Annotated in this window: 17 protein-coding genes; 4 read left to right on the forward strand and 13 right to left on the reverse strand. The window is 45.1% G+C overall.

Annotation, left to right across the window (positions count from 1 at the left end; translation table 11 throughout):
* Window positions 1–2 precede the first annotated feature (2 nt).
* The 9 genes from ccmI to ccmA form a co-directional block, all read right to left on the reverse strand.
* Complete coding sequence (gene ccmI / locus AC27HD_RS05825; RefSeq protein WP_487104397.1) at window positions 3–1,328, reverse strand: c-type cytochrome biogenesis protein CcmI; 1,326 nt, start codon at window positions 1,326–1,328, stop codon at window positions 3–5.
* Complete coding sequence (locus AC27HD_RS05830) at window positions 1,325–1,753, reverse strand: cytochrome c-type biogenesis protein (protein WP_487104700.1); 429 nt, start codon at window positions 1,751–1,753, stop codon at window positions 1,325–1,327. Before AC27HD_RS05830 ends, ccmI begins: the two co-directional genes overlap by 4 nt.
* A gap of 65 nt (window positions 1,754–1,818) precedes the next feature.
* Window positions 1,819–2,481, reverse strand: coding sequence for a redoxin family protein (locus tag AC27HD_RS05835; RefSeq protein WP_487104399.1), 663 nt, complete (start codon window positions 2,479–2,481; stop codon window positions 1,819–1,821).
* Complete coding sequence (locus AC27HD_RS05840; RefSeq protein WP_487104401.1) at window positions 2,478–4,481, reverse strand: heme lyase CcmF/NrfE family subunit; 2,004 nt, start codon at window positions 4,479–4,481, stop codon at window positions 2,478–2,480. Before AC27HD_RS05840 ends, AC27HD_RS05835 begins: the two co-directional genes overlap by 4 nt.
* Before the next feature lie 3 nt (window positions 4,482–4,484).
* The gene (gene ccmE / locus AC27HD_RS05845; protein WP_487104403.1) at window positions 4,485–5,057 is read right to left on the reverse strand and encodes a cytochrome c maturation protein CcmE; all 573 of its coding nucleotides are present in this window, start codon (window positions 5,055–5,057) and stop codon (window positions 4,485–4,487) included.
* Between the two features lie 90 nt (window positions 5,058–5,147).
* Complete coding sequence (ccmD, locus tag AC27HD_RS05850; RefSeq protein WP_032094313.1) at window positions 5,148–5,345, reverse strand: heme exporter protein CcmD; 198 nt, start codon at window positions 5,343–5,345, stop codon at window positions 5,148–5,150.
* 1 nt (window position 5,346) lies between these two features.
* Complete coding sequence (locus AC27HD_RS05855; RefSeq protein WP_487104405.1) at window positions 5,347–6,099, reverse strand: heme ABC transporter permease; 753 nt, start codon at window positions 6,097–6,099, stop codon at window positions 5,347–5,349.
* The gene (gene ccmB, locus AC27HD_RS05860; protein WP_487104407.1) at window positions 6,099–6,764 is read right to left on the reverse strand and encodes a heme exporter protein CcmB; all 666 of its coding nucleotides are present in this window, start codon (window positions 6,762–6,764) and stop codon (window positions 6,099–6,101) included. Before ccmB ends, AC27HD_RS05855 begins: the two co-directional genes overlap by 1 nt.
* Window positions 6,764–7,387: a cytochrome c biogenesis heme-transporting ATPase CcmA gene (ccmA, locus tag AC27HD_RS05865; protein ID WP_487104409.1), complete on the reverse strand. Its 624-nt coding sequence runs from the start codon at window positions 7,385–7,387 to the stop codon at window positions 6,764–6,766. Before ccmA ends, ccmB begins: the two co-directional genes overlap by 1 nt.
* Before the next feature lie 338 nt (window positions 7,388–7,725).
* On the opposite strand from ccmA, the gene AC27HD_RS05870 reads away from it, so the two are divergent.
* A complete protein-coding gene (locus AC27HD_RS05870) occupies window positions 7,726–10,362 on the forward strand; it encodes a flagellar hook-length control protein FliK (RefSeq protein WP_487104411.1) in 2,637 nt (878 codons plus the stop codon).
* A 102-nt stretch (window positions 10,363–10,464) separates the two neighbouring features.
* Complete coding sequence (locus tag AC27HD_RS05875) at window positions 10,465–10,788, forward strand: EscU/YscU/HrcU family type III secretion system export apparatus switch protein (RefSeq protein ID WP_032094308.1); 324 nt, start codon at window positions 10,465–10,467, stop codon at window positions 10,786–10,788.
* Between the two features lie 133 nt (window positions 10,789–10,921).
* Here the strand turns inward: AC27HD_RS05875 and AC27HD_RS05880 are convergent, their stop codons facing one another.
* The 4 genes from AC27HD_RS05880 to AC27HD_RS05895 all read right to left on the reverse strand — a co-directional run bounded on the left by AC27HD_RS05880 (window position 10,922) and on the right by AC27HD_RS05895 (window position 15,536).
* Window positions 10,922–12,130, reverse strand: coding sequence for an ABC transporter permease (locus AC27HD_RS05880; RefSeq protein ID WP_487104413.1), 1,209 nt, complete (start codon window positions 12,128–12,130; stop codon window positions 10,922–10,924).
* A complete protein-coding gene (locus AC27HD_RS05885) occupies window positions 12,114–12,920 on the reverse strand; it encodes an ATP-binding cassette domain-containing protein (protein ID WP_032094306.1) in 807 nt (268 codons plus the stop codon). Before AC27HD_RS05885 ends, AC27HD_RS05880 begins: the two co-directional genes overlap by 17 nt.
* Before the next feature lie 597 nt (window positions 12,921–13,517).
* Window positions 13,518–14,552 (reverse strand): recombinase RecA, encoded by a 1,035-nt coding sequence (gene recA / locus AC27HD_RS05890; RefSeq protein ID WP_032094305.1) that lies wholly within the window; start codon window positions 14,550–14,552, stop codon window positions 13,518–13,520.
* A gap of 444 nt (window positions 14,553–14,996) precedes the next feature.
* Window positions 14,997–15,536, reverse strand: coding sequence for a CinA family protein (locus AC27HD_RS05895; RefSeq protein ID WP_487104416.1), 540 nt, complete (start codon window positions 15,534–15,536; stop codon window positions 14,997–14,999).
* Between the two features lie 115 nt (window positions 15,537–15,651).
* Here AC27HD_RS05895 and mutS point away from each other — a divergent pair, with 115 nt between their 5' ends.
* Together mutS and pyrG are read left to right on the forward strand one after the other, a co-directional pair.
* Window positions 15,652–18,255, forward strand: a complete 2,604-nt coding sequence (gene mutS, locus AC27HD_RS05900; RefSeq protein ID WP_487104702.1) for a DNA mismatch repair protein MutS — start codon at window positions 15,652–15,654, stop codon at window positions 18,253–18,255.
* A 192-nt stretch (window positions 18,256–18,447) separates the two neighbouring features.
* Entirely contained in the window at window positions 18,448–20,079 is a 1,632-nt protein-coding gene (gene pyrG / locus AC27HD_RS05905; protein ID WP_487104418.1) for a CTP synthase, read from the forward strand.
* Window positions 20,080–20,098 lie beyond the last annotated feature (19 nt).

The raw sequence follows: 20,098 nt of genomic DNA on the forward strand, positions 1-20,098 counted from the left end.
TACTACAATTCCTTATTTATGATGACGGTTAACTCAGGCATTTGCCCTTGTTTAACCTGCGCTGAAGTACTGCCCTGCCACTCGCCTGATGAAATAGAAACATCCCCATCCATAGACAGCCTTGCTGTGATAGTGATGTCAGAAAGCGAGCCTAAAGTGTATTGCGGCATCATTGCGTTTTTATTGCTAAGTGTCACCACCGCAGGCATAGCACCAATGGGCATTTTTACTACCGCAGCAGGCATTCTATTTTCTGATAGAGCATCTTGTGCAAATACGATGAGAAAGCCCTCTTTAGGCGCTTTTACTTTCGCCTCTTCGGACAATTTTACCTTGATAGTAAAGCCAGTTTTCATTTTTGATGGCTCAGATAACGCAGTGTCTGACATATTGCTTGATTCACCTGATGCCAACATGTTGCCGTCAGTGCTGGCATTAGTGCTGCCAGTCAGTTGCGCCATATCACTAGCTCGCCCTTCGAGCTCAGCGATACGAACCGTTAGACGCTGCTGCATATCACTGCCATTGGGAAGCTTGTCCTTCACTTGAGCATAATAACGTTTAGTCTGCGCTAAATCACCTACTTGTGCAGATACCACGGCCATCATTAAAGCAAGATTGTCGTTATCTGGAGCATCAGCTAACAAGCCGTTTAATATACCCTGTGCCCTTTGAAGGTTATTCACATCACCAGTGGTCATCAAAGCCTGCGCAAGCGTAATTTTGTGACTACTGTTGGCAGGAGCCAAAACGGTAGCTCTATCGATAGCCTCTATCGCCTGCACCTCTTGCCCTATACTTAGCATCAAACGCCCTAAATACATCCATCCAGTATCGTCACTCGGGTCGTCGCGAAGGCGCTGGCGAATAGCGAGGGCTAAATCAGCAATATCCTGTTGAGTCAGACTGTTCGCATTGCCGTTCGCAAGTTGCTGACTCAATTGAGGCAGCGCAGCAATTGCATCCGTTGAGCGCTTGACTTGGCTCATTTGATTCACTTGAGAGTAAACCACGGCGCCGCAAATGAGCGCAATGAACCCACCTACAATCAGCACAAGAGGCGCGGTGCCGGTTTTCTTTGCTGTAAAAGCACTTTCGTCAACAAGGGCAATTTTTAACTCGTCCACCGCTTGACGCTTATCTATTTCGCTAATTAGCCCTTCTTTTACTTCGCGCTCCAATTCTACCAGGCGCTGTCTAATAATTTGCGTATTGCTCAGGCTATCTCGTTTTGCATGATTTTTATTGCGTAAAAACGGAAATGCGATAATTAAAAGAACGAGGGTAATAAGCCCAGAAACAATTAAATAAAACTCAGACCAACTCATTCTTTATCTTGCTCCAACATTGCATCGGCTTTGGCTAATTTTGCTGCCATGTCCTCAGGCGGTGAGGCTGACTTACGTCTAACGATAAATAGTAATGCGATAAAAACAAACAACACCGGCACAGCCCATAGCCACATGGTAGCGATTGTCACCGGTGGCTGATAGTGAACAAAGTCCCCGTACCGCGTCTTCATATAATCAATAACTTGTGCTTCACTTTTGCCCTGTTTAAGAAGGGTATATACCTTGCGGCGCATATCATGAGCGATCATAGCGTCACTATCCGCTATGTTTTGATTCTGACACATAGGGCAGCGCAGTTCCGCAGTCAACGTTAAAAACGCCGCCCGTTGCTCTGGTGTTTCAAATGAAAAGTTGTCCTCTGCTGCATAAAGGGTACTAGCAAAAGCCAGCGCGCTTATCATTAAAGCGCTTGATATAAAGGGTCTTAACCTCAAGGCAATGAGCAACGACGTTATATACTGGCGCATTACTTTACCTCCGCGCTAATAGTATTAGCGTTTGCGTTGGTACTAATACTTGTCTTATCACTATTACTATCAAACTTGCCTGTCGATGCATCTGCCACTAACCGATTGTACAGTGGGCCTACTTTGTTTTTCCAAACCCGCTCATTAATGTCACCAATATGATGCATCCGGATAACGCCCTGGGCATCAATAACAAAATGCTCTGGTGCGCCTGTAACACCCAAATCTAGTGATGTATCGCGATACACATCAAAAATATTAAACGCATACGGATTGCCGTATCGGCTCAACATGGATGTCACTTCTTGTTGCACTCTATTGAGAGTCTTAGTGCCAAAATCTGGATCTAAATCTTGGTCAAAATAGAGACCGACAATATGAACGCCTTTCTCATTTTTCAGCTCAGTCAAATAAGGCATTTCAACCGCACACGTTACGCACCATACGCCCCACACGTTTAGTAGCGTCACCTGTCCTTTTAAACTCTCTGGGGTATAGGTTATGTCTGGTTGCATAAGATCTGGCAGTGAGAACGCTGGCAGTACTTTATCCTTCACCTGAGAATCTAGCTCTCGAGGGTCTGAAAACAACCCTTTGAATAAAAAGACAACCAGCAATAAAAATAATACCAGTGGAATGACGACTAAACGCGCATTCTTCATATTGCATTCCCTTCAGGTTTATCTGTTGTGCTTCTACTCAATACCGCTTTTACTTTCTTCACTTTCGCAATTCGGTAGCGCTTGTCACTAATTGACAGTACGCCGCCCAGCGCCATTACTACGGCACCAGCCCATAGCCAGATAACAAACGGTTTAATGTATATCCGTATTGCCCAAGCCCCATTATCTAATGGCTCGCCCATGGCGATAAACACATCTCGTGTAACTGTAGAGTGAATTGCAGCCTCGGTCATCGGCATACGCTGCACGGTGTAAAGACGCTTTTCAGGCTCAAGCCTAACGACCTTCTCGCCGTTTTTATACACATCAAAAATACCTGCGTCGGCATTATAATTTGGTCCATCGGCGCGCTTTACATCGGTAAAAGTAAAGTCATAACCACCTAAACTCACTGTCTCGCCAACATCCATACGAATATCACGCTCAAGCTCATAATTAGACACTAGAGTGATACCAATAATTGAAATAGCAAAACCAACATGACCTAGCACCATACCCCAGTGGCTAGGCGTCAGTTTTTTCAGCGACGTCAGTGTGCTCATGTCACTGGGCATTGAGGATACCCGCTGAATAACTTCTTGCACAGTCATCACCAAAATCCAAAACACCAGTACCATACCAAGCACACCCATGTAGCTTGGCGTGTCGTAGGCGAAGTTCACAAGTATGCCTGCACTTAGCGCAATGCCCAGCGCTATAAGCAACTGTTTTTTAAGCTCGCTAGCTTTTTGATGCTTCCAACGGGTAAGCGGCCCAAGGCCAAGGATAAGCACAAAAGGAACGATAAGCAGCGTAAACATCTGATTGAAAAACGGTGCACCCACCGAAATACTGCCCAACCCCAACTCTTTATGCACAAGTGGGAATAGGGTCCCTAGCAATACCACTAGCGTTGCAGCACAGAGGAATACGTTGTTTCCCATCAGTAACACTTCCCGTGAGAAAGCTTGATACCTGCCCGGGCTTTTCAGTGACGCAGCACGCATTGCGTAAAGCAGTAAACCAAAACCACTGAGCACAATAAGAATACCGAGAATAAATAAACCTCGGGTAGGATCGCTTGCAAAGGAATGCACAGACACAATGACCCCAGAGCGAACCAAAAAGGTGCCAAGTAAGCTCATGCTAAATGCAGCAATGGCCAACAAAACGGTCCAAGACTTAAAGGCTTTACGCTTTTCCGTTACTGCTAAGGAGTGCATTAATGCAGTACCTACTAGCCATGGCATGAAAGACGCATTTTCTACTGGATCCCAGAACCACCAGCCTCCCCAGCCAAGCTCGTAGTACGCCCACCAGCTGCCTAGTGCGATACCAACAGTGAGAAATGCCCATGCAGCAATCACCCAAGGACGAGACCACCGAGCCCATGTAGAGTCGAGTTGTCCTGAAATTAGCGCTGAGATTGCGAATGCAAACGCCACAGAAAAACCTACATATCCCATGTACAGCATAGGAGGATGGATAATCATACCAAAATCTTGCAGCAGCGGATTGAGATCGCGCCCATCAACAGGAAAAAACGGCAGCATGCTGTTGAACGGGTTTGACGTTAGCAGCATAAACAAATAAAAACCGATACCGATCATTCCTAGCACCGATAGGACTCGAGCGACCATAGCAAGGGGGATCCCTCGGCTAAATATGGCCACTGCAACAGTCCATAGCGACAGCATCAGTACCCACAATAAAAACGAGCCTTCGTGACCACCCCACACCGCGGTGATTTTATAGTAAATAGGCAGTTTGCTGTTCGAGTGTTGGGCAACGTATTCAACGCTAAAGTCATCGGTAACAAAAGCATATGTGAGGCACACGTAAGCAATTAGCGTGAAAACAAATAGGCCAATCGCTAAGGGCTTGGCCGTTGCCATCAAGGTTTCATGTTGACGATGGGCGCCCCAAAGTGGATATACCGCCAACAAAATGGATAGTACTAGCGCCAGTGTAAGCGCTATATTACCAATTTCAGGTATCATGACTTACTGCCCCTCATTCATGCTCGTGGTTGAATTTGCCTTCGAAGGCTCATTGCCCGATACACCGCTTTCGTAAGTGCTTTTCCCATAAGAGCTGGCGTCTGAAGAACCGTAACCGGATTTATTTTCCGGCTTAACGTGTTTTATACCCTTCATTTTTTCTGCCAATTCAGGCGGCATATACTCTTCATCGTGTTTTGCCAGTACTTCCTGAGCATTTATCTGTCTTGAGTCTGTTAATACGCCCGTTGCCACTATGCCCTGACCCTCGCGAAATAAATCCGGTAAAATACCGGTAAAAGTCACCGTAACAGCAGGGCCTGTATCTTCAAGGTCGAAACTGACCGCTAAACTATCTGGGTCGCGGCTTACCGTTCCTGGCACCACCATTCCGCCTATCCGCAAACGTTGTCCTACCTTTGGCTTTATTCCATTTTTACCCTCAATGATTTCGCTTGGCGTATAAAATAAATCAATGCTGTCGTTTAATGCATAGAGCATCAGTCCAATTGCACTAGCAACTAGAAGGCCTATTAAAGCCACTACAGTTAAACGCTGCTTTCGTCTCGAGTTCATGCAACTATCTCACTTCGATATTTGGAAAATTGAAAATTGTGTCTTGTTGATAGCACGCCTTATACAGTGCGCTAATTTTAAGCGCCCAATTTACACGCTCTGCTGGGCACGCTTAATTCGGGCTCTTCGCTCTTGTTCTTTTAGCGTTGTAGACAGCAGCGTTTTTTGTTTTACATAACTTTGTATTGCTATGATGGCCATGCTGCCAAACGTGACAAAAAACGATATCCATACGTAAAAGGCATACCCGCCCATCGCAAAAAAGTCTGTCAACGATTCAAATTGCATACTACTGAGCCCCTTTTACCTGTTTTTTCGCAAGCGCTTGCACCCAAGGACGATGCATTTCTCGCAGCACAATTTCATTGCGTAAGCGAACTGTGGTTACTGCACCAATAAAAAATGCAAAACCAAGTAGGTTAATTAGTAGTGGCCACAGCATTTCAGGTGCTATCGAAGGGTTGTCAAATTTGCTAATTGTGGCGCCTTGATGAAGGGTGTTCCACCACTCAACTGAGTAATGAATAATGGGAATATTCACTACCCCTACTAACGCCATAACCCCTGCGGCTTTGCCAGCTTGCTGTTTATCTTCAAATGCACCGTAAAGCGCGATAACACCAAAATATAAAAACAACAAAATAAGCTCTGAGGTCAACCGCGCGTCCCATACCCACCACGCGCCCCACATGGGCTTGCCCCATGCAGCACCGGTGAACAAGGCAATAAATGTCATTACAGCGCCAACAGGCGCCATGGCAATCATGCTCATGTAAGCCGTGCGCCACTGCCATACCATACCGACGAGTGCCGCTACTGCCATGGCTACATACGTGCCCATAGACAATATGGCGCTTGGCACGTGAATATAAATAATACGAAATGAATCACCCTGTTGATAATCCTGTGGCGCAAACGCAAGTCCCCACAGCGTGCCAACAAACAAAGCAATGCCTGCGCCGGCCCAAAGCCAAGGCTGTAATGTTACGCAAAGCTGATAAGCTCGCTCTGTTTTTGCGTAAGGATGTAACCACTTCCACATTAGTTCTGACTCACTCTTAAAGAATACGCTATCGCAAAAGGTGCTATTGCTAGTGCCAGCAGCAGCATGGCCGCGATAATAGCAAGTTGCGGATAATAAGGTAATTGAAGTGCGGCAGAATCCACAGCTGACGTGGCAAAAATGAGTAACGGAATAAAAACAGGGATTAGCAGCAATGCTAACAACACACCACCTTTCTGTAACCCTACCGTTAAACCTACTGCAATTGCACCAATTAACGACAGTAGAGGCGTACCTAGAAACAACGTTGCTAGTAGCGCCACGTACATATCAAACGTTAAATTTAAAAACATGGCTAATAGCGGTGACAGCACGAGCATGGGAATAAAACTCACCAGCCAATGCACGCACACCTTCACAGCACTAATCCCCGCAAGAGACATACCTGAGAGCACGTATTGCTCCATGGTGCCGTCTTGAAAATCGTCTCGAAACATTCGCTCCATGGCCATCAATGATGACAGGATTGCCGCAATCCACAGCACCCCAGGACCAATGCGTTGTAAGGTTTCAGGAGACGGGCTGACACCAAGTGGAAACATGGTAACTACCATCAGCAAAAACATAAGCGGTTGAAGTAGCTCAGCCTTCTGTTTAAACGCAATGTGAACGTCTCGTTTAAAGACTCCCTGATACAGCGACATTAAAACCGATACTCCAAATCAAATACGCTGTGCTCGCCTGCGGATTCAGACAGCGGCTGATGAGAGGTTGTTATGACAACGCCACCACGCTCAACATGAGATTTCATTCGCTCTTCGAGCAACGCTATGCCTTTAACATCTAATGCGGTAAAAGGCTCATCGAGGATCCATACGTCAGCGGGTTTTAACCACAAACGGGCAAGGGCTACTCTTCGCTGCTGACCCGCCGACAAGAACCGTACTGGCACGTCTTCAAGACCAACTAGCCCTATACGCATTAATGCATCGAAAAGTTGGCTCTCTTCGCATTTCACTTGATGTTGAGCTAGCCAAAACGTTAAGTTGTCCAATGCAGATAAACTGCCGTTGGTCCCGCTCTTGTGGCCTAGGTATAACAACGTCGACAAATACGAAAACGAAGAATCTGCAATATCTTCTCCGTTAAACAATACGGTGCCAGATTCAGGCGTGCTTAACCCGGTGAGAATTCGAAGTAAGCTGGTTTTACCCGCTCCGTTAGGCCCACGGACATACAGAAGCTCACCGGCACTGACCGCCAATGAAACATTTTCGAATAAGACCCTGTCTCTTTTTACGCATGTCAGTTCACACGCTTTTAGCACTACGACGTCTACCTTCTGTACGAATTACTAACTCTAAAAATTGGCGCTAGTTTATCACAGGATGGCATTTTCGCAGTCGCGAATATCAATTAAATATGATTTACTTCAACAGTTTTCTTGTCTTTTTTATTAACGATTTATTGTTTATATCCCACGCTATCTACAACATTAACTGGGTTGTTCGTATGCTTTTCAAAAAATGAGTTATTTAGCGAATTAATCGGTGAGCTAATAACTGGTTTAGCAGGCGGCTTTTAACCGGCTTTACTATAATAATCGATTGTGCCTTTATTAATTACTCAGCTAAGGAAAAACATGCCAAGGCCGATACCATTCACATGACGTCGCAACTTTCCAATATTCTCGCGAGTGTACTGAAAACAACAGCACAATCTACAGGGCAAACAGGCGCTGCGAGCGCTGCTGGCAGTCAAAATACCACTCCTGTCTCCGCTGATACAGGCCAAGCACTTACTCGACAAGGCGCTACGAATCAACCCCGCAGCAACCCGCTATCACGGGCGGTAGCAATTGATAACGCCGCTAAGGTAGTTGTTGCTCGGCTTCCAGATAATGTATTGGCCCTAAGCACTCCCCAGTTAAAAGCAAATTTACGTGTCCCCGATACTGTTTCTCGCCAAGGAATACAACAGCCTCAACTCATATCCCTCGGCTCTGGGACAAGTGCTTTGGGAGTAAATAACTCTGGAGCGACGGCTTCTGGAATAAACAGCGCAGTACAAGCTGCATTGACGTCTGTAGAGGTGACATCGCAGAGCACGAGCATTCCTTTGGATAAGCAAGGTCAGCTGTTTAAAGCAATCGCAGAAGCTTTAAAGAACGCTGAAGGAGCCGCCGTATCGCTTAGGGCACAAATACATTCTGTTACCAGTAAAGAAGTAACCCTTGGTATAGAGGGGGGTAACTCAATTCATTTGCCCTTGGCGCAATTAGACGCTAAGTCAATGGCATCACTTCAAAACCTTATTGGCAAAGGCGTTTCCATCAGCCTTAACAGGACGCAAAGTGGGAATATTGCGCTAACCCTACACACTAGTTTAAATAATATCGCCAACGAGTTAACGGGCAAGAGCTCTGCACAGCAGCGCACAAACTTAGACTCCCTATCACTAGGAAATATAAGTGCTAAAGCTCAATACCAACTTATTGAGCAGGCACTTAAACAAGGCGGTGTGGCGATATCTCAAGAGCGCAGTGTTCCTTCAGCGTTAAAGCAGCTTCTCCCTGGCTCGGCGTCGCTCTCTACCTCAAGTTTTGGCAACAACACCTTAAAAGCCGTAAGTCTACTTTCCTTAAATACAAAGGACGCAGCAAGCGCTACACTAAACGTTCACACTACAAAAAATAGCGTGCTAACCACATTTTCACTACCGGCTTCAGCTTCACTTTTAGCCAAGGACATATTGCCTGTATTGAGCACAGGGCAGCTGCGTAATGTAGATGTTAAAAGCCTGCCGATATCTCAACTTACTGGCATTGAAATATTAAAAGCGGGAAAAGAGGCAAGTTCACGGCTAGCACCTAATGCGTCATTACATAGCTCTCATAGTGTTAATAATGCTCACAGTGCCAGTATTAAAACTGCACCTGAGTCACTTAGCGGCAGTGATGTACATAACGCCATTCACTCACTCTCCCGTGTTTTATTAAATCAAACTGGCAGCACCGCTAGTGCCCTTACAGCCCTAGTGTCCATTGTAGAGAATAGACCGAACACTAGCGCTCTTGGGCAAGTACAAGGTAATTCCATAGCTCAACAAGATACGTCATCTGCACTGTCCAAATTAATACAGCAACTAAAAAGCATAGACGTTCGCTCGGCGTCGCCTTCGGCGCTAAACAAGCCACAGCTTGAAACATCTCAGGGATTGCCTGCACAAAAGGCACCTTCTACTCAGGTTGCAAATGCGGTGGAAAACACAGCGAACACCCAGTTGACCAAAGAAGCAAACGCAACAAAGCCCACACTGGGATCCATTGCTCAAATGATAAAATCTGAAGCAAAAAGCGCTTCGGTGGAGCTGTTTAATAATCTATTGCAGCAACTCTCAAATAACACCAGCAAGCAACAAATAAGCACTAGTGAACGAAACGCGCTAGTCAAAGAAATGGCAAGTGCTTTAGCCGAGTCTGACGTGAAATCTACTGACAGCACGGGAAAGGACAAAGAGGTTAAAGACGCTAATTTAAAGACCGGAACGTCAGGGTCTGACTCGTCATTGCCTCAGCGTATTCAAACGCTGCTAAACAGCCCAGCACTTTTGGCAACGCCATCAACGCTGACCTCTCCCGTTGCGGTATCGAGTTTTGTACAAGGACTTGTTGCACTTGTTCAACTCGCACTAGCGGGAAGAGCCCTGCAGCGACAGCCCAGTCTGAAGTCGCAAATAGATGCACCTGACTCTATTATCTCCAAAACCTTGGCAAGCGTGGGAAGTAACACTCAGCCAAGCAGGGTTAGCCAAGATGTAAACCAGTTAGATGGCCGTCAGCAGCTGTTAGCTCAATTAAAAACATTGCTTGCCAATCATCAGCAAAGCAAAGTAACTCAAGCAGATTCACGTATTCAAGGTCAAGATGCTTTTTATTACGTGCTGCCCACGCTGTCTCAACACAGCACGCCACCAGAACTGCTCATCTACCGCGAAAATCACAAACAGCATCAACAGCAAGAAAATAATGCTCAGCGGGGGCTATGGAACGTCACTATGAAATTGGATATCGGCGATACAGGTCAGGTGCTTGCCAAATCAAAAATAGATAAAGAGTCAATAACCCTCGACTTGTATGCGTCAAATGACGTTATTCTGGCAAGGATTGCAGATACACTGCCGTATTTAACCAAACGGTTAGAAGGGCTGGGGCTTCATGTAGAAAATTCGAGTTTTCAGCGCGGCCATATACCAGACACACTCAATAGCCGTCCTCATCATATTTTTGAGACCAAAGTGTGAAGCGTGTTTTGAATGCTTCTCTTTTTTGCGTTCCCCTTGGAAACGCTCTGTTGAGTCTCCCTTTTTCAAAAGAAGCGTAAAAATGGTAAATGAGTTATTGCGATGAGTTCAGATAAGCAAAACAAGGCTAAACGTGCCATAGGCCTCAAGTACGAAGGAGGCGACAAAAAAAATACGCCCAAAGTGGTGGCAAAGGGATATGGCGACCTCGCCGAAGCCATCATCGCTATGGCAGAAGAAACAGGAATACTTATCCATGAAGACCCTTATTTAAGTGAAGTACTTGCCACACTTGATGTAGGCCAGGATATCCCAGAGTCCTTGTATTTTGTTATCGCAGAGCTGCTCGCCTACTCATACGTTCTTCAAGGAAAGATCCCTCCTGGCTGGGAAGGTATTATCAAACGAATCGATTTTGAGGTATGAAACACGTCCTTTGTATTAGCCAAATATCCGGCCTTCGAAAATATTCCACGCCATAAAAAAACGCCCCGTGTGGCTGGTAGGATTAACCACCTTCCAACCACACGGGGCGCTCGCGCTGATACCAGTACACTGGCTATCTAAATAGTACTTTTTCTTTGTTGAACCAATGAATGCAGAACATGATAAGGCCTATTGCTATAACGGCTGTGGAAGTAAAAATACCAAACAGCGCAAAGTAATCCATAGTGCCCTTAAACAGTTCCTTCATCGCGAGAGCTACATTCGTTAACGGGACCCACACCCACGCACCCTTTAGTTCTACACCAGGCATCATAGCAATCAGCACAGGGAAGATAACCACCATGATTAGCGAGCCCATATAGCTTTGTGCTTCTTTGAATGAACGCGCATAGATAGACAGGGAAAGCAAAATAGCTGCGAATACTGCCACCACAGGCACCAACATAAGAAATATAAGTACAAAATCTACAATGCCAATCATGGACATCACTTCAACGACAAATTCGATGGCCATACCTTGTGATAACACTATTCCCCACAGAGCCATGGACGATACGGTGATGAGGGCAGTAATGATCCCCGCAGCGCTTACCGTAAAGAATTTACCCAGTACAAGTTTGTACCTGTCCATTGGTGAGATAAGCAAGGTTTCCAGTGTTCCTCTTTCCTTTTCCCCTGCTCCCAAATCAGCCGCTGGTGCCATAGCACCTTGTAAGCACAATATGAATATGAAATAAGGAAGGAAGCCACCAATACGCTCTCCCCACACTTCTCTGTCATCGGCAATATTTTGTTTTTCAATTGAAATGGGTTTTAGCAGCGCCTCCTGCTGAGATTCATTTAAACCTAACTGCGTAAATGCAGAAAGCTGGTACTCATCCATATATACATCGATAATTTCAGCTACTCGTCCGTACACTTTATTAAGCCCAGCGTCATTAAGATAAAGCTCAATTTTATGCTGCCCTGATGTCAAAATATCAGGGTTAAAGGTTTCAGGTATTACTAGCACGAAGTCTAAGGTTTCGTTTTTAATCAGCGTTGCGTAGCCTTCTTTATTGGTAGCGGTGCCGTCAATAGCGACTTGCTCAAACTTATCAGAAGCCTGACTGAACGACTCAACAATATCTGGCGCATAAGCTTCACCAACAATGGCATATTTTAAAATTTCGTTTTCTGCCTTTTCAGCGGCATTACTCATAAAGAAAATGCCCACACCAAAGATCGCGGGGAACAATAATAGCGGTAACAAGATCATAAAGATGATCGTTTTTCTATCCCGCAATAATTCTTTAAATTCCTTCTTAAAGATTAACCACATTGCTCTTCTCCTGTGATTCTGTTTCTAGTGTTTTAAGGAAACTCTTGTGCATTTGGCCATCGGACAGTGCGCTGAACGCCGCTAGTGAGTCATTGAATACCGTTTCACCTTGATTGATGACGGTGACTTTGTCACACAGCGTTTGCACTTCATCGAGATGGTGAGTAGAGAAAATAACGGGTGTGCCTTTATCTTTTAATCGTTGAATAAATTCCATTACGGTGCTGGTAGCCATAATATCTAAACCCGTGGTGGGCTCATCGAGCACAACAAGTGAAGGCTCGTGTATAACCGCTCTCGCTATTGATACCTTTTGCTTCATACCGGATGAAAAGTTTTCGGCTCGCCGCTCTAAGAAGCTCTGCATATCAAGTAAGTCTGCCATTTCTTCAATACGAGCTTCAATCGTACTTTTCGATAATCCATGCAGTTCGCCGAAGTAGCTGATATTTTCTCTACCAGTAAGTCGACCATACAAACCTGTGGAACTCGATAAAAAGCCTATCTTTTTACGAGCAACATTAGGGTTTGCCAAAATGTCTTGACCATCTATTAGCACGCTGCCGCTATCTGGACGAAGTGCCGTTGATAACATACGAAGCGTGGTCGTTTTACCTGCTCCATTGGGACCAAGCAAACCAAGAACCTCTCCACTTTGGCATGTAAAAGACACATCCCGAACAGACTGAAAATAACGCCCCTTTAAACGCGGATCTTTTTTCTCTTGTTCGCTAAGCTTTTTCGGGTTCTCGACCTCAAAACGTTTAGCGAGGCCAGCTATTTCAATCATGGACCTTCCCTCTTCTCTTTTGTTAGTGACGATTTATGCTAGCGACTCGCGTATTCATAAACCGATGATGTTCAGTGATGCTTACAATATAAGCAGCATTACACTATTTATTTTTATCTTATTAGAAATACTTTATTTTGCATAAACATACAATTTTCATAGCTTGAGCTACTGCTTGAACATTCTATTTATCACTTCTCTATATATCGCTGTACTATTTATCGATTTATTTTTTATCGCTGTACAATTTATCGATTTAATTTACGCTTCAATGGAACGCTCTGCAGACTATTAGTCTTTTCTTTTTGTTATTAATTACAGCATTCCTCTTATTGGTCATGTAAACAAGGGTTATTCAGGCGAAAAATGTTAGTAAATGTTTTCTATTTAACGATATCGTTAATTTTCTATTTGGTTATCGATAACGTTTGATAGATATAAAAAGTAAACAAGAAGGTAGATGACTCAAGCGGTAGACAGATGAAAAATAAACAATCTGCAGATACAAAAAAACCGCCTTGATGGCGGTTTTAATTATTTTTAAGAGGATTGAGCTTCTCACAAATCATTTAAGTAAGATGCTATTTCTGGTGGTGCTTATGACTCTTCACCAGCCTCTTCGCTTTTATCTTCAACGATTTTGCCTGGAAGCAACATTTCTCTTAGCTTAGCTTCTATCTCGTCCGACACGGCAGGGTTATTCTTTAAAAACAACATGCTGTTCGCTTTACCCTGACCGATACGGTCTGTGTTGTAGCTATACCATGCACCGGCTTTATCGATTAACTTGTGCTTAACACCTAAGTCAATTAACTCGCCGTGCTTAGAAATACCTTCACCATATCTAATGATAAATTCAGCTTGCTTGAAAGGAGGCGCAATTTTGTTCTTAACGACTTTAACGCGAGTTTCGTTACCGACAACCTCGTCACCTTCTTTTACCGAACCAATTCTTCTGATGTCTAAGCGTACAGACGCGTAAAACTTAAGTGCATTACCACCTGTTGTAGTTTCAGGGCTTCCGAACATCACACCAATTTTCATACGAATTTGGTTGATGAAAATCATCATTGTATTCGAACGTTTCAGATTACCCGTAATTTTACGCATACTTTGAGACATCATTCTCGCAGCAAGACCTACGTGTGAATCACCGATATCGCCTTCAATCTCGGCACGCGGTGTTAACGCTGCTACGGAGTCGACAACAATAACGTCAACAGCGCCAGAGCGTGTCAACATGTCACAAATTTCAAGCGCTTGCTCACCAGTATCAGGTTGCGATACTAATAATTCGTTAATGTTAACGCCAAGTTTTTCCGCGTAAATAGGGTCTAGCGCGTGTTCCGCATCGACAAACGCACAAGTCTTGCCTTGGCGCTGCGCTTCAGCAATGACTTCAAGGGTTAAGGTTGTTTTACCTGATGACTCTGGACCGTAAATTTCAACAATTCGGCCAAGTGGTAAACCACCCGCACCAAGAGCAATGTCTAGCCCAAGGGAGCCTGTAGAAATAGTTTCCACATCCATTGTCTTGTTTTCGCCCAACTTCATAATTGAGCCTTTCCCAAATTGTTTTTCAATTTGAGAAAGCGCTGCATCTAACGCTTTGGTTCTATTTTGATCTGTCATCTTAACTATGCCTATGCTTATCTTTTGCGCGTCACATTGCGTTTATTATCAACAAGAGTTGGAACATGAATGTGAGTAAAAATGAAAATATAAGGATGTTTTATTACGTTCCTTATATTTTAACTTTCAAAACATCTTACTGCTTATGATTCTCGCTTTGCTTACTACTTGTTTGCGCTGTTATTCGTTTACTTTGTTGTTAATTTGCCCAGCTGCTTATCTGCCCAGCAATTTATTTGCCAGCAGCTTATCTATCTCAGGCTGCCTTGAGTTCATTCATAAATACTGAACCACTGCGACAACATCGTTCGTCAATATTAAAACGCTAGAACGACAAACCACATCTATACCCTAACAATTTCTGCATGCATTCTATACTGTACAAGCATACAGTTTCAACCAGTGTTTTAATTATTTTTTTCAACTCGGCCTAAGATGTGTTGCTTAACTAGTACTAAGCATTTTCAGCACATAGTTAATGGCAAAGGCTACCGCTTCACCACGTACTTCATCCCTGTTGCCACTAAACACCTGCTTGACTTGAAAAGCATCATCACCACAAATAAAACCAAACCACACAGTGCCTACAGGTTTGCTGTCAGTACCGCCACCAGGCCCAGCAATACCGCTAACCGTAACCACCACGTTTGCTCCACATCGCTTTTGCACACCAAGCGCCATTTCAGTCACCGTCGGCTGCGATACAGCCCCATGCGTTTCAAGGGTCTCAGTGTTTACGAACAGCTCCTGCATTTTAGCCTTATTAGAATAGGTTACCCAAGACTGATTAAACCAATCTGAACTGCCTGCAACGCTGGTAAACGCAAAAGCAATGCCGCCGCCGGTGCACGATTCAGCAGTCGATATTGTCCACCCCTTTTTACGCAACACATCACCAATCGCCATGACTTGGGTATTTAATGCGCTATCAAGCATTACGGGTATGGCGTTTGGTTTAGAAACCGTTGAAAATGGTGTGGTCATATCAATCTACCGTCAGTGCTTTTTGTTGCACAGAGTTTATCATTTATTTGTTACCATACGCACTAACACCATAAACATATCTATCGAGGCCGTTTTTTTGGAATCACATACTCCTATGATGCGCCAGTACCTTACGATTAAGGCGCAGCATCCGAATATTCTCTTGTTCTATCGCATGGGCGATTTTTACGAATTGTTTTTTGATGATGCCAAAAAAGCTGCAGACCTTCTCGATATATCATTGACGGCTAGAGGCAAGTCTGGCGGCGATCCCATCCCTATGGCTGGCGTACCTTATCACGCGGTAGAAAGTTACCTTTCCCGATTAGTTAAAATGGGTGAATCGGTGGCAATTTGTGAACAAGTAGGCGACCCCGCTACGAGTAAAGGTCCCGTAGAACGCCAAGTTCAGCGTATTGTCACACCAGGTACTGTCACCGACGAAGCGCTTTTAGAAGAACGACGGGATAATATATTAGCCGCAGTGTGTGGCCACACACTGCATTATGGTCTAGCCACGCTGGATGTGACTAGCGGGCGATTTGTGGTGTTTGAATGCGATAATGATGAGAACTTGCTCGCCGAGATTCAACGAGTCAACCCTGCTGAATTGCTCTACCCAGAGGGATTTGAGCATGTATCGCTAATAGAAAACAGAAAGGGGTTACGACGTCGTCCTGAGTGGGAGTTTGACATTGATACCGCAGATGAGCAGTTGAATCTGCAGTTTGAGACCAAGACCCTTGATGGTTTTGGCCTTAAAGGTATAACTAAAGGGTTAGGTGCTGCGGGCTGTGTGCTGCAATATGTAAAAGACACCCAACGAACGGCCCTACCCCATATCAGGCAAATACAAACCGAACAGCAAGACAGCCGCGTTCAGTTAGACGCAGCGACAAGACGTAATTTAGAGCTCACTCATAACTTATCTGGCGGTCAAGAAAATACGCTTTTTAGTGTGATGGACACCACCACAACGGCGATGGGTAGCCGTATGTTGCAACGTGTTATTCACTCACCGTTAACCGACCAACATGAGCTACAGAGTCGATTAGACGCCGTTGATGCCTTTATTGACGATAACCCTGACGATATTCGCAGCGCCTTAAAACACATTGGCGACATTGAACGTATTATGGCGCGCTTAGCCCTTCGCTCTGCGCGACCTCGTGATTTTGCCAGGTTGAAAAACGCGTTTAACGCATTGCCTGATTTACGCGACGCATTATCGCGCTTTGAAACTGGCCAAATAAAACAAATTAGTCAAACCATCGGCACTTATCCCGAGCTGCAGACACTGCTTAATCACGCCATCATTGATAACCCGCCGGTAATTATTCGAGAAGGCGGCGTCATAGCACCTGGCTACAACGAAGAATTAGACGAGTTACGCGCGCTCTCTCAGGGTGCTACTGACTATCTTGATGCAATGGAGCGTCGAGAAAGAGAACGTACTGGTATTTCTACCCTTAAGGTGGGATATAACCGAGTGCATGGCTTTTTTATTGAAATTAGCCGCGCCAATAGTGCAAATGCACCCGCAGAATATATCCGTCGCCAAACGCTCAAAAATACCGAACGCTTTATTACTCCTGAATTAAAAGAGCACGAGGACAAGGTACTTAGTAGTCAAGGGGCGGCGCTTGCCCTAGAGAAAAAATTGTACGAGGCACTATTTGATGACTTTACGCCTTACTTAAATAACCTGATAGACAGTGCCGCTGCGCTAGCAAAGCTTGATGTGCTGTGTTGTTTCGCCGAACGGGCAATTGCCCTTGATTGGCATAGGCCGAAGCTCAGTAACGAGTGTGCACTTACTTACCTAGACGGCCGACACCCTGTCGTAGAGAATGTAATGAAAGCGCCTTTCATTGCTAATCCGCTTCAGCTAGATAGCTCACGGCGCATGCTGATAATCACCGGTCCTAACATGGGGGGTAAATCTACGTACATGCGTCAAACGGCTCTCATTGCACTGCTCGCATGTGTGGGTAGTTTCGTGCCGGCACAACATGCTCACATTGGTAAACTCGACCGTATCTTCACCCGCATTGGTGCATCTGATGATCTCGCTTCTGGCCGCTCCACCTTTATGGTAGAAATGACAGAAACCGCTAACATTCTCAATAACGCCACGGAAAACTCATTGGTGTTAATGGATGAAATAGGCCGTGGAACCAGTACCTACGACGGGCTCTCACTGGCGTGGGCATGCGCAAGTTACCTTGCCAAGCAGCTGAATGCCTATACCCTTTTTGCGACTCATTATTTTGAGCTTACCGAGCTGCCAGATACACAGCAAGGTGTCGTGAATGTGCATTTAGATGCTGTTGAGTTTGAAGATACCATTCGTTTTATGCATACGGTTTCAGAAGGTGCAGCAAGCAAAAGTTTCGGGCTGCAGGTAGCCCAGTTAGCGGGCGTTCCAAAAACCGTTATTCAAGCCGCACGCCAAAAGCTCGCCGCGCTCGAATCTTCTCATATTATGACACAAGGAGAAGAGAGTGCGCCTGATAAGGCAGCAAGCACCCCGAAAGTTACAACAAAAGCTACATCAAAGGCTGCATCAGAGGCAAAGCCAAAAGGCCAAGCAGAACTGCTGTTTCCAGATAAACCTAACCCTGCTGTCGATGCCCTTGCGAACATATCTCCTGATGAGCTCTCTCCGCGGCAAGCTCTCGACCTTATTTACACCTTAAAGCGCTTGAGTCAGTCTTAGCCGCAAGGCCAAGTTTAGGTCACAATTGGCCTGAACTTGGTGTAAATCTGGCGTAAATTTGCACATCATGTAGGCAAATAGATTGTCTGTTTACATGGTTTTGCGTATACTATCGCCCCGTCCAAAGTGTAGATGGTTTCTTTCTGAAATCGGCCTATATTTACCATACAACCCTAACGTTCTAGGTTTCGCATGACACATTATATTTTCGTCACTGGTGGTGTAGTTTCATCGCTTGGAAAAGGTATTGCAGCAGCATCATTAGCAGCAATTCTTGAAGCACGCGGTCTCACCGTTACCATGTTAAAACTCGACCCTTATATCAACGTCGACCCGGGCACAATGAGCCCTATACAGCATGGTGAAGTATTTGTTACCGATGACGGTGCAGAGACAGACCTTGACCTTGGCCACTACGAGCGCTTTATTCGCACCCGTATGACAAAACGCAATAACTTCACCACAGGCCGTGTTTACGAAGAAGTACTTAAACGCGAGCGTCGCGGCGATTACTTAGGGGCCACCATTCAGGTCATTCCACACATTACCAACGAAATTAAACGTCGCGTAATTGAGGGTGCTGAAGGTCATGATGTTGCTATTGTAGAAGTGGGCGGAACTGTAGGTGACATTGAGTCACAACCTTTCTTAGAAGCCATTCGCCAACTTGGCACTGAAGTGGGTCGCGAGCGTGCTATGTACATGCACCTTACGCTAGTACCTTACATGCCAGCATCCGGTGAAGTGAAAACAAAACCCACTCAGCACTCGGTTAAAGAATTGCGCTCAATTGGTATTCAACCCGATATTCTTGTGTGTCGTTCTGTAGGTGCTCTGCCTACCAGTGAGCGTTCTAAAATCGCGCTCTTCACTAACGTCGCAGACAAAGCGGTTATCTCATTAAAAGATGTTGATAGTATTTATCGCATTCCAGCCGCACTTAAAGCGCAAGGAATGGACCAGCTTGTTGTGGATCGCTTTGGATTTGATTGCCCAGAAGCCGATTTAGTCGAGTGGGAACAGGTGCTTTACGCAGAATCCAACCCAACGGCCGAAGTTAACATTGGCATGATTGGTAAATATGTTGAATTGCCAGATGCGTACAAATCCGTTAACGAAGCATTAAAGCATGCTGGACTTAAAAACAGATTGACCGTTAACATTCATCATATCGACTCTCAAGATGTTGAGAGTAAAGGTACACAGATTCTTGATAAGCTAGACGCTATCTTAGTGCCTGGCGGATTTGGTGAGCGTGGCATTGAGGGTAAGATTGAAGCTGCTCGCTACGCCCGTGAAAATAAAGTGCCTTATTTAGGCATTTGTCTAGGCATGCAGGTTGCGCTAATAGAATTTGCGCGAAATGTTGCAGGCATGGATAACGCCAACAGCACCGAATTTGACCCACAAACTGCATACCCTGTGGTAGGGTTAATCACGGAATGGCTAGATGCAGCGGGCACAACCGAAACACGCACTGAAACCTCAGACCTTGGCGGTACAATGCGATTGGGTAGCCAGCTTTGTCATTTAATTGAAGGCACTAAAGTGCATGAAATGTATGACAACGTCGAAATTTACGAGCGCCACCGTCACCGCTATGAAGTGAACAACAATCTTCGCGATGAAATCGAAGCTGCGGGCCTTAAAGTAAGTGGTTTGTCCACTGATAAACGACTTGTAGAAGTTATCGAAATACCTGACCATCCTTGGTTTATCGCAGGTCAGTTCCACCCTGAATTCACTTCAACACCTCGCGATGGACATCCATTGTTTAAGGGGTTTGTTGCAGCTGCAGGCAAATACCAGAAAGAAAATCACTAGTTTCTAATAAAGGGAACGC

It is taken from the genome of Alteromonas sp. 4NS20-0143 (genome assembly GCF_057542855.1).

What these genes read in the sequence shown, in the direction of transcription:
- AC27HD_RS05855 (WP_487104405.1), bottom strand. Translation starts at nt 6,099, where the DNA reads ATGTGGAAGTGGTTACATCCTTACGCAAAAACAGAGCGAGCTTATCAG.
- AC27HD_RS05895 (WP_487104416.1), bottom strand. Translation starts at nt 15,536, where the DNA reads ATGACCACACCATTTTCAACGGTTTCTAAACCAAACGCCATACCCGTA.
- AC27HD_RS05830 (WP_487104700.1), bottom strand. Translation starts at nt 1,753, where the DNA reads ATGATAAGCGCGCTGGCTTTTGCTAGTACCCTTTATGCAGCAGAGGAC.
- AC27HD_RS05885 (WP_032094306.1), bottom strand. Translation starts at nt 12,920, where the DNA reads ATGATTGAAATAGCTGGCCTCGCTAAACGTTTTGAGGTCGAGAACCCG.
- mutS (WP_487104702.1), top strand. Translation starts at nt 15,652, where the DNA reads ATGATGCGCCAGTACCTTACGATTAAGGCGCAGCATCCGAATATTCTC.
- ccmE (WP_487104403.1), bottom strand. Translation starts at nt 5,057, where the DNA reads ATGAACTCGAGACGAAAGCAGCGTTTAACTGTAGTGGCTTTAATAGGC.
- ccmI (WP_487104397.1), bottom strand. Translation starts at nt 1,328, where the DNA reads ATGAGTTGGTCTGAGTTTTATTTAATTGTTTCTGGGCTTATTACCCTC.
- recA (WP_032094305.1), bottom strand. Translation starts at nt 14,552, where the DNA reads ATGACAGATCAAAATAGAACCAAAGCGTTAGATGCAGCGCTTTCTCAA.
- AC27HD_RS05870 (WP_487104411.1), top strand. Translation starts at nt 7,726, where the DNA reads ATGACGTCGCAACTTTCCAATATTCTCGCGAGTGTACTGAAAACAACA.
- AC27HD_RS05835 (WP_487104399.1), bottom strand. Translation starts at nt 2,481, where the DNA reads ATGAAGAATGCGCGTTTAGTCGTCATTCCACTGGTATTATTTTTATTG.
- AC27HD_RS05875 (WP_032094308.1), top strand. Translation starts at nt 10,465, where the DNA reads ATGAGTTCAGATAAGCAAAACAAGGCTAAACGTGCCATAGGCCTCAAG.
- AC27HD_RS05840 (WP_487104401.1), bottom strand. Translation starts at nt 4,481, where the DNA reads ATGATACCTGAAATTGGTAATATAGCGCTTACACTGGCGCTAGTACTA.
- ccmD (WP_032094313.1), bottom strand. Translation starts at nt 5,345, where the DNA reads ATGCAATTTGAATCGTTGACAGACTTTTTTGCGATGGGCGGGTATGCC.
- pyrG (WP_487104418.1), top strand. Translation starts at nt 18,448, where the DNA reads ATGACACATTATATTTTCGTCACTGGTGGTGTAGTTTCATCGCTTGGA.
- ccmB (WP_487104407.1), bottom strand. Translation starts at nt 6,764, where the DNA reads ATGTCGCTGTATCAGGGAGTCTTTAAACGAGACGTTCACATTGCGTTT.
- AC27HD_RS05880 (WP_487104413.1), bottom strand. Translation starts at nt 12,130, where the DNA reads ATGTGGTTAATCTTTAAGAAGGAATTTAAAGAATTATTGCGGGATAGA.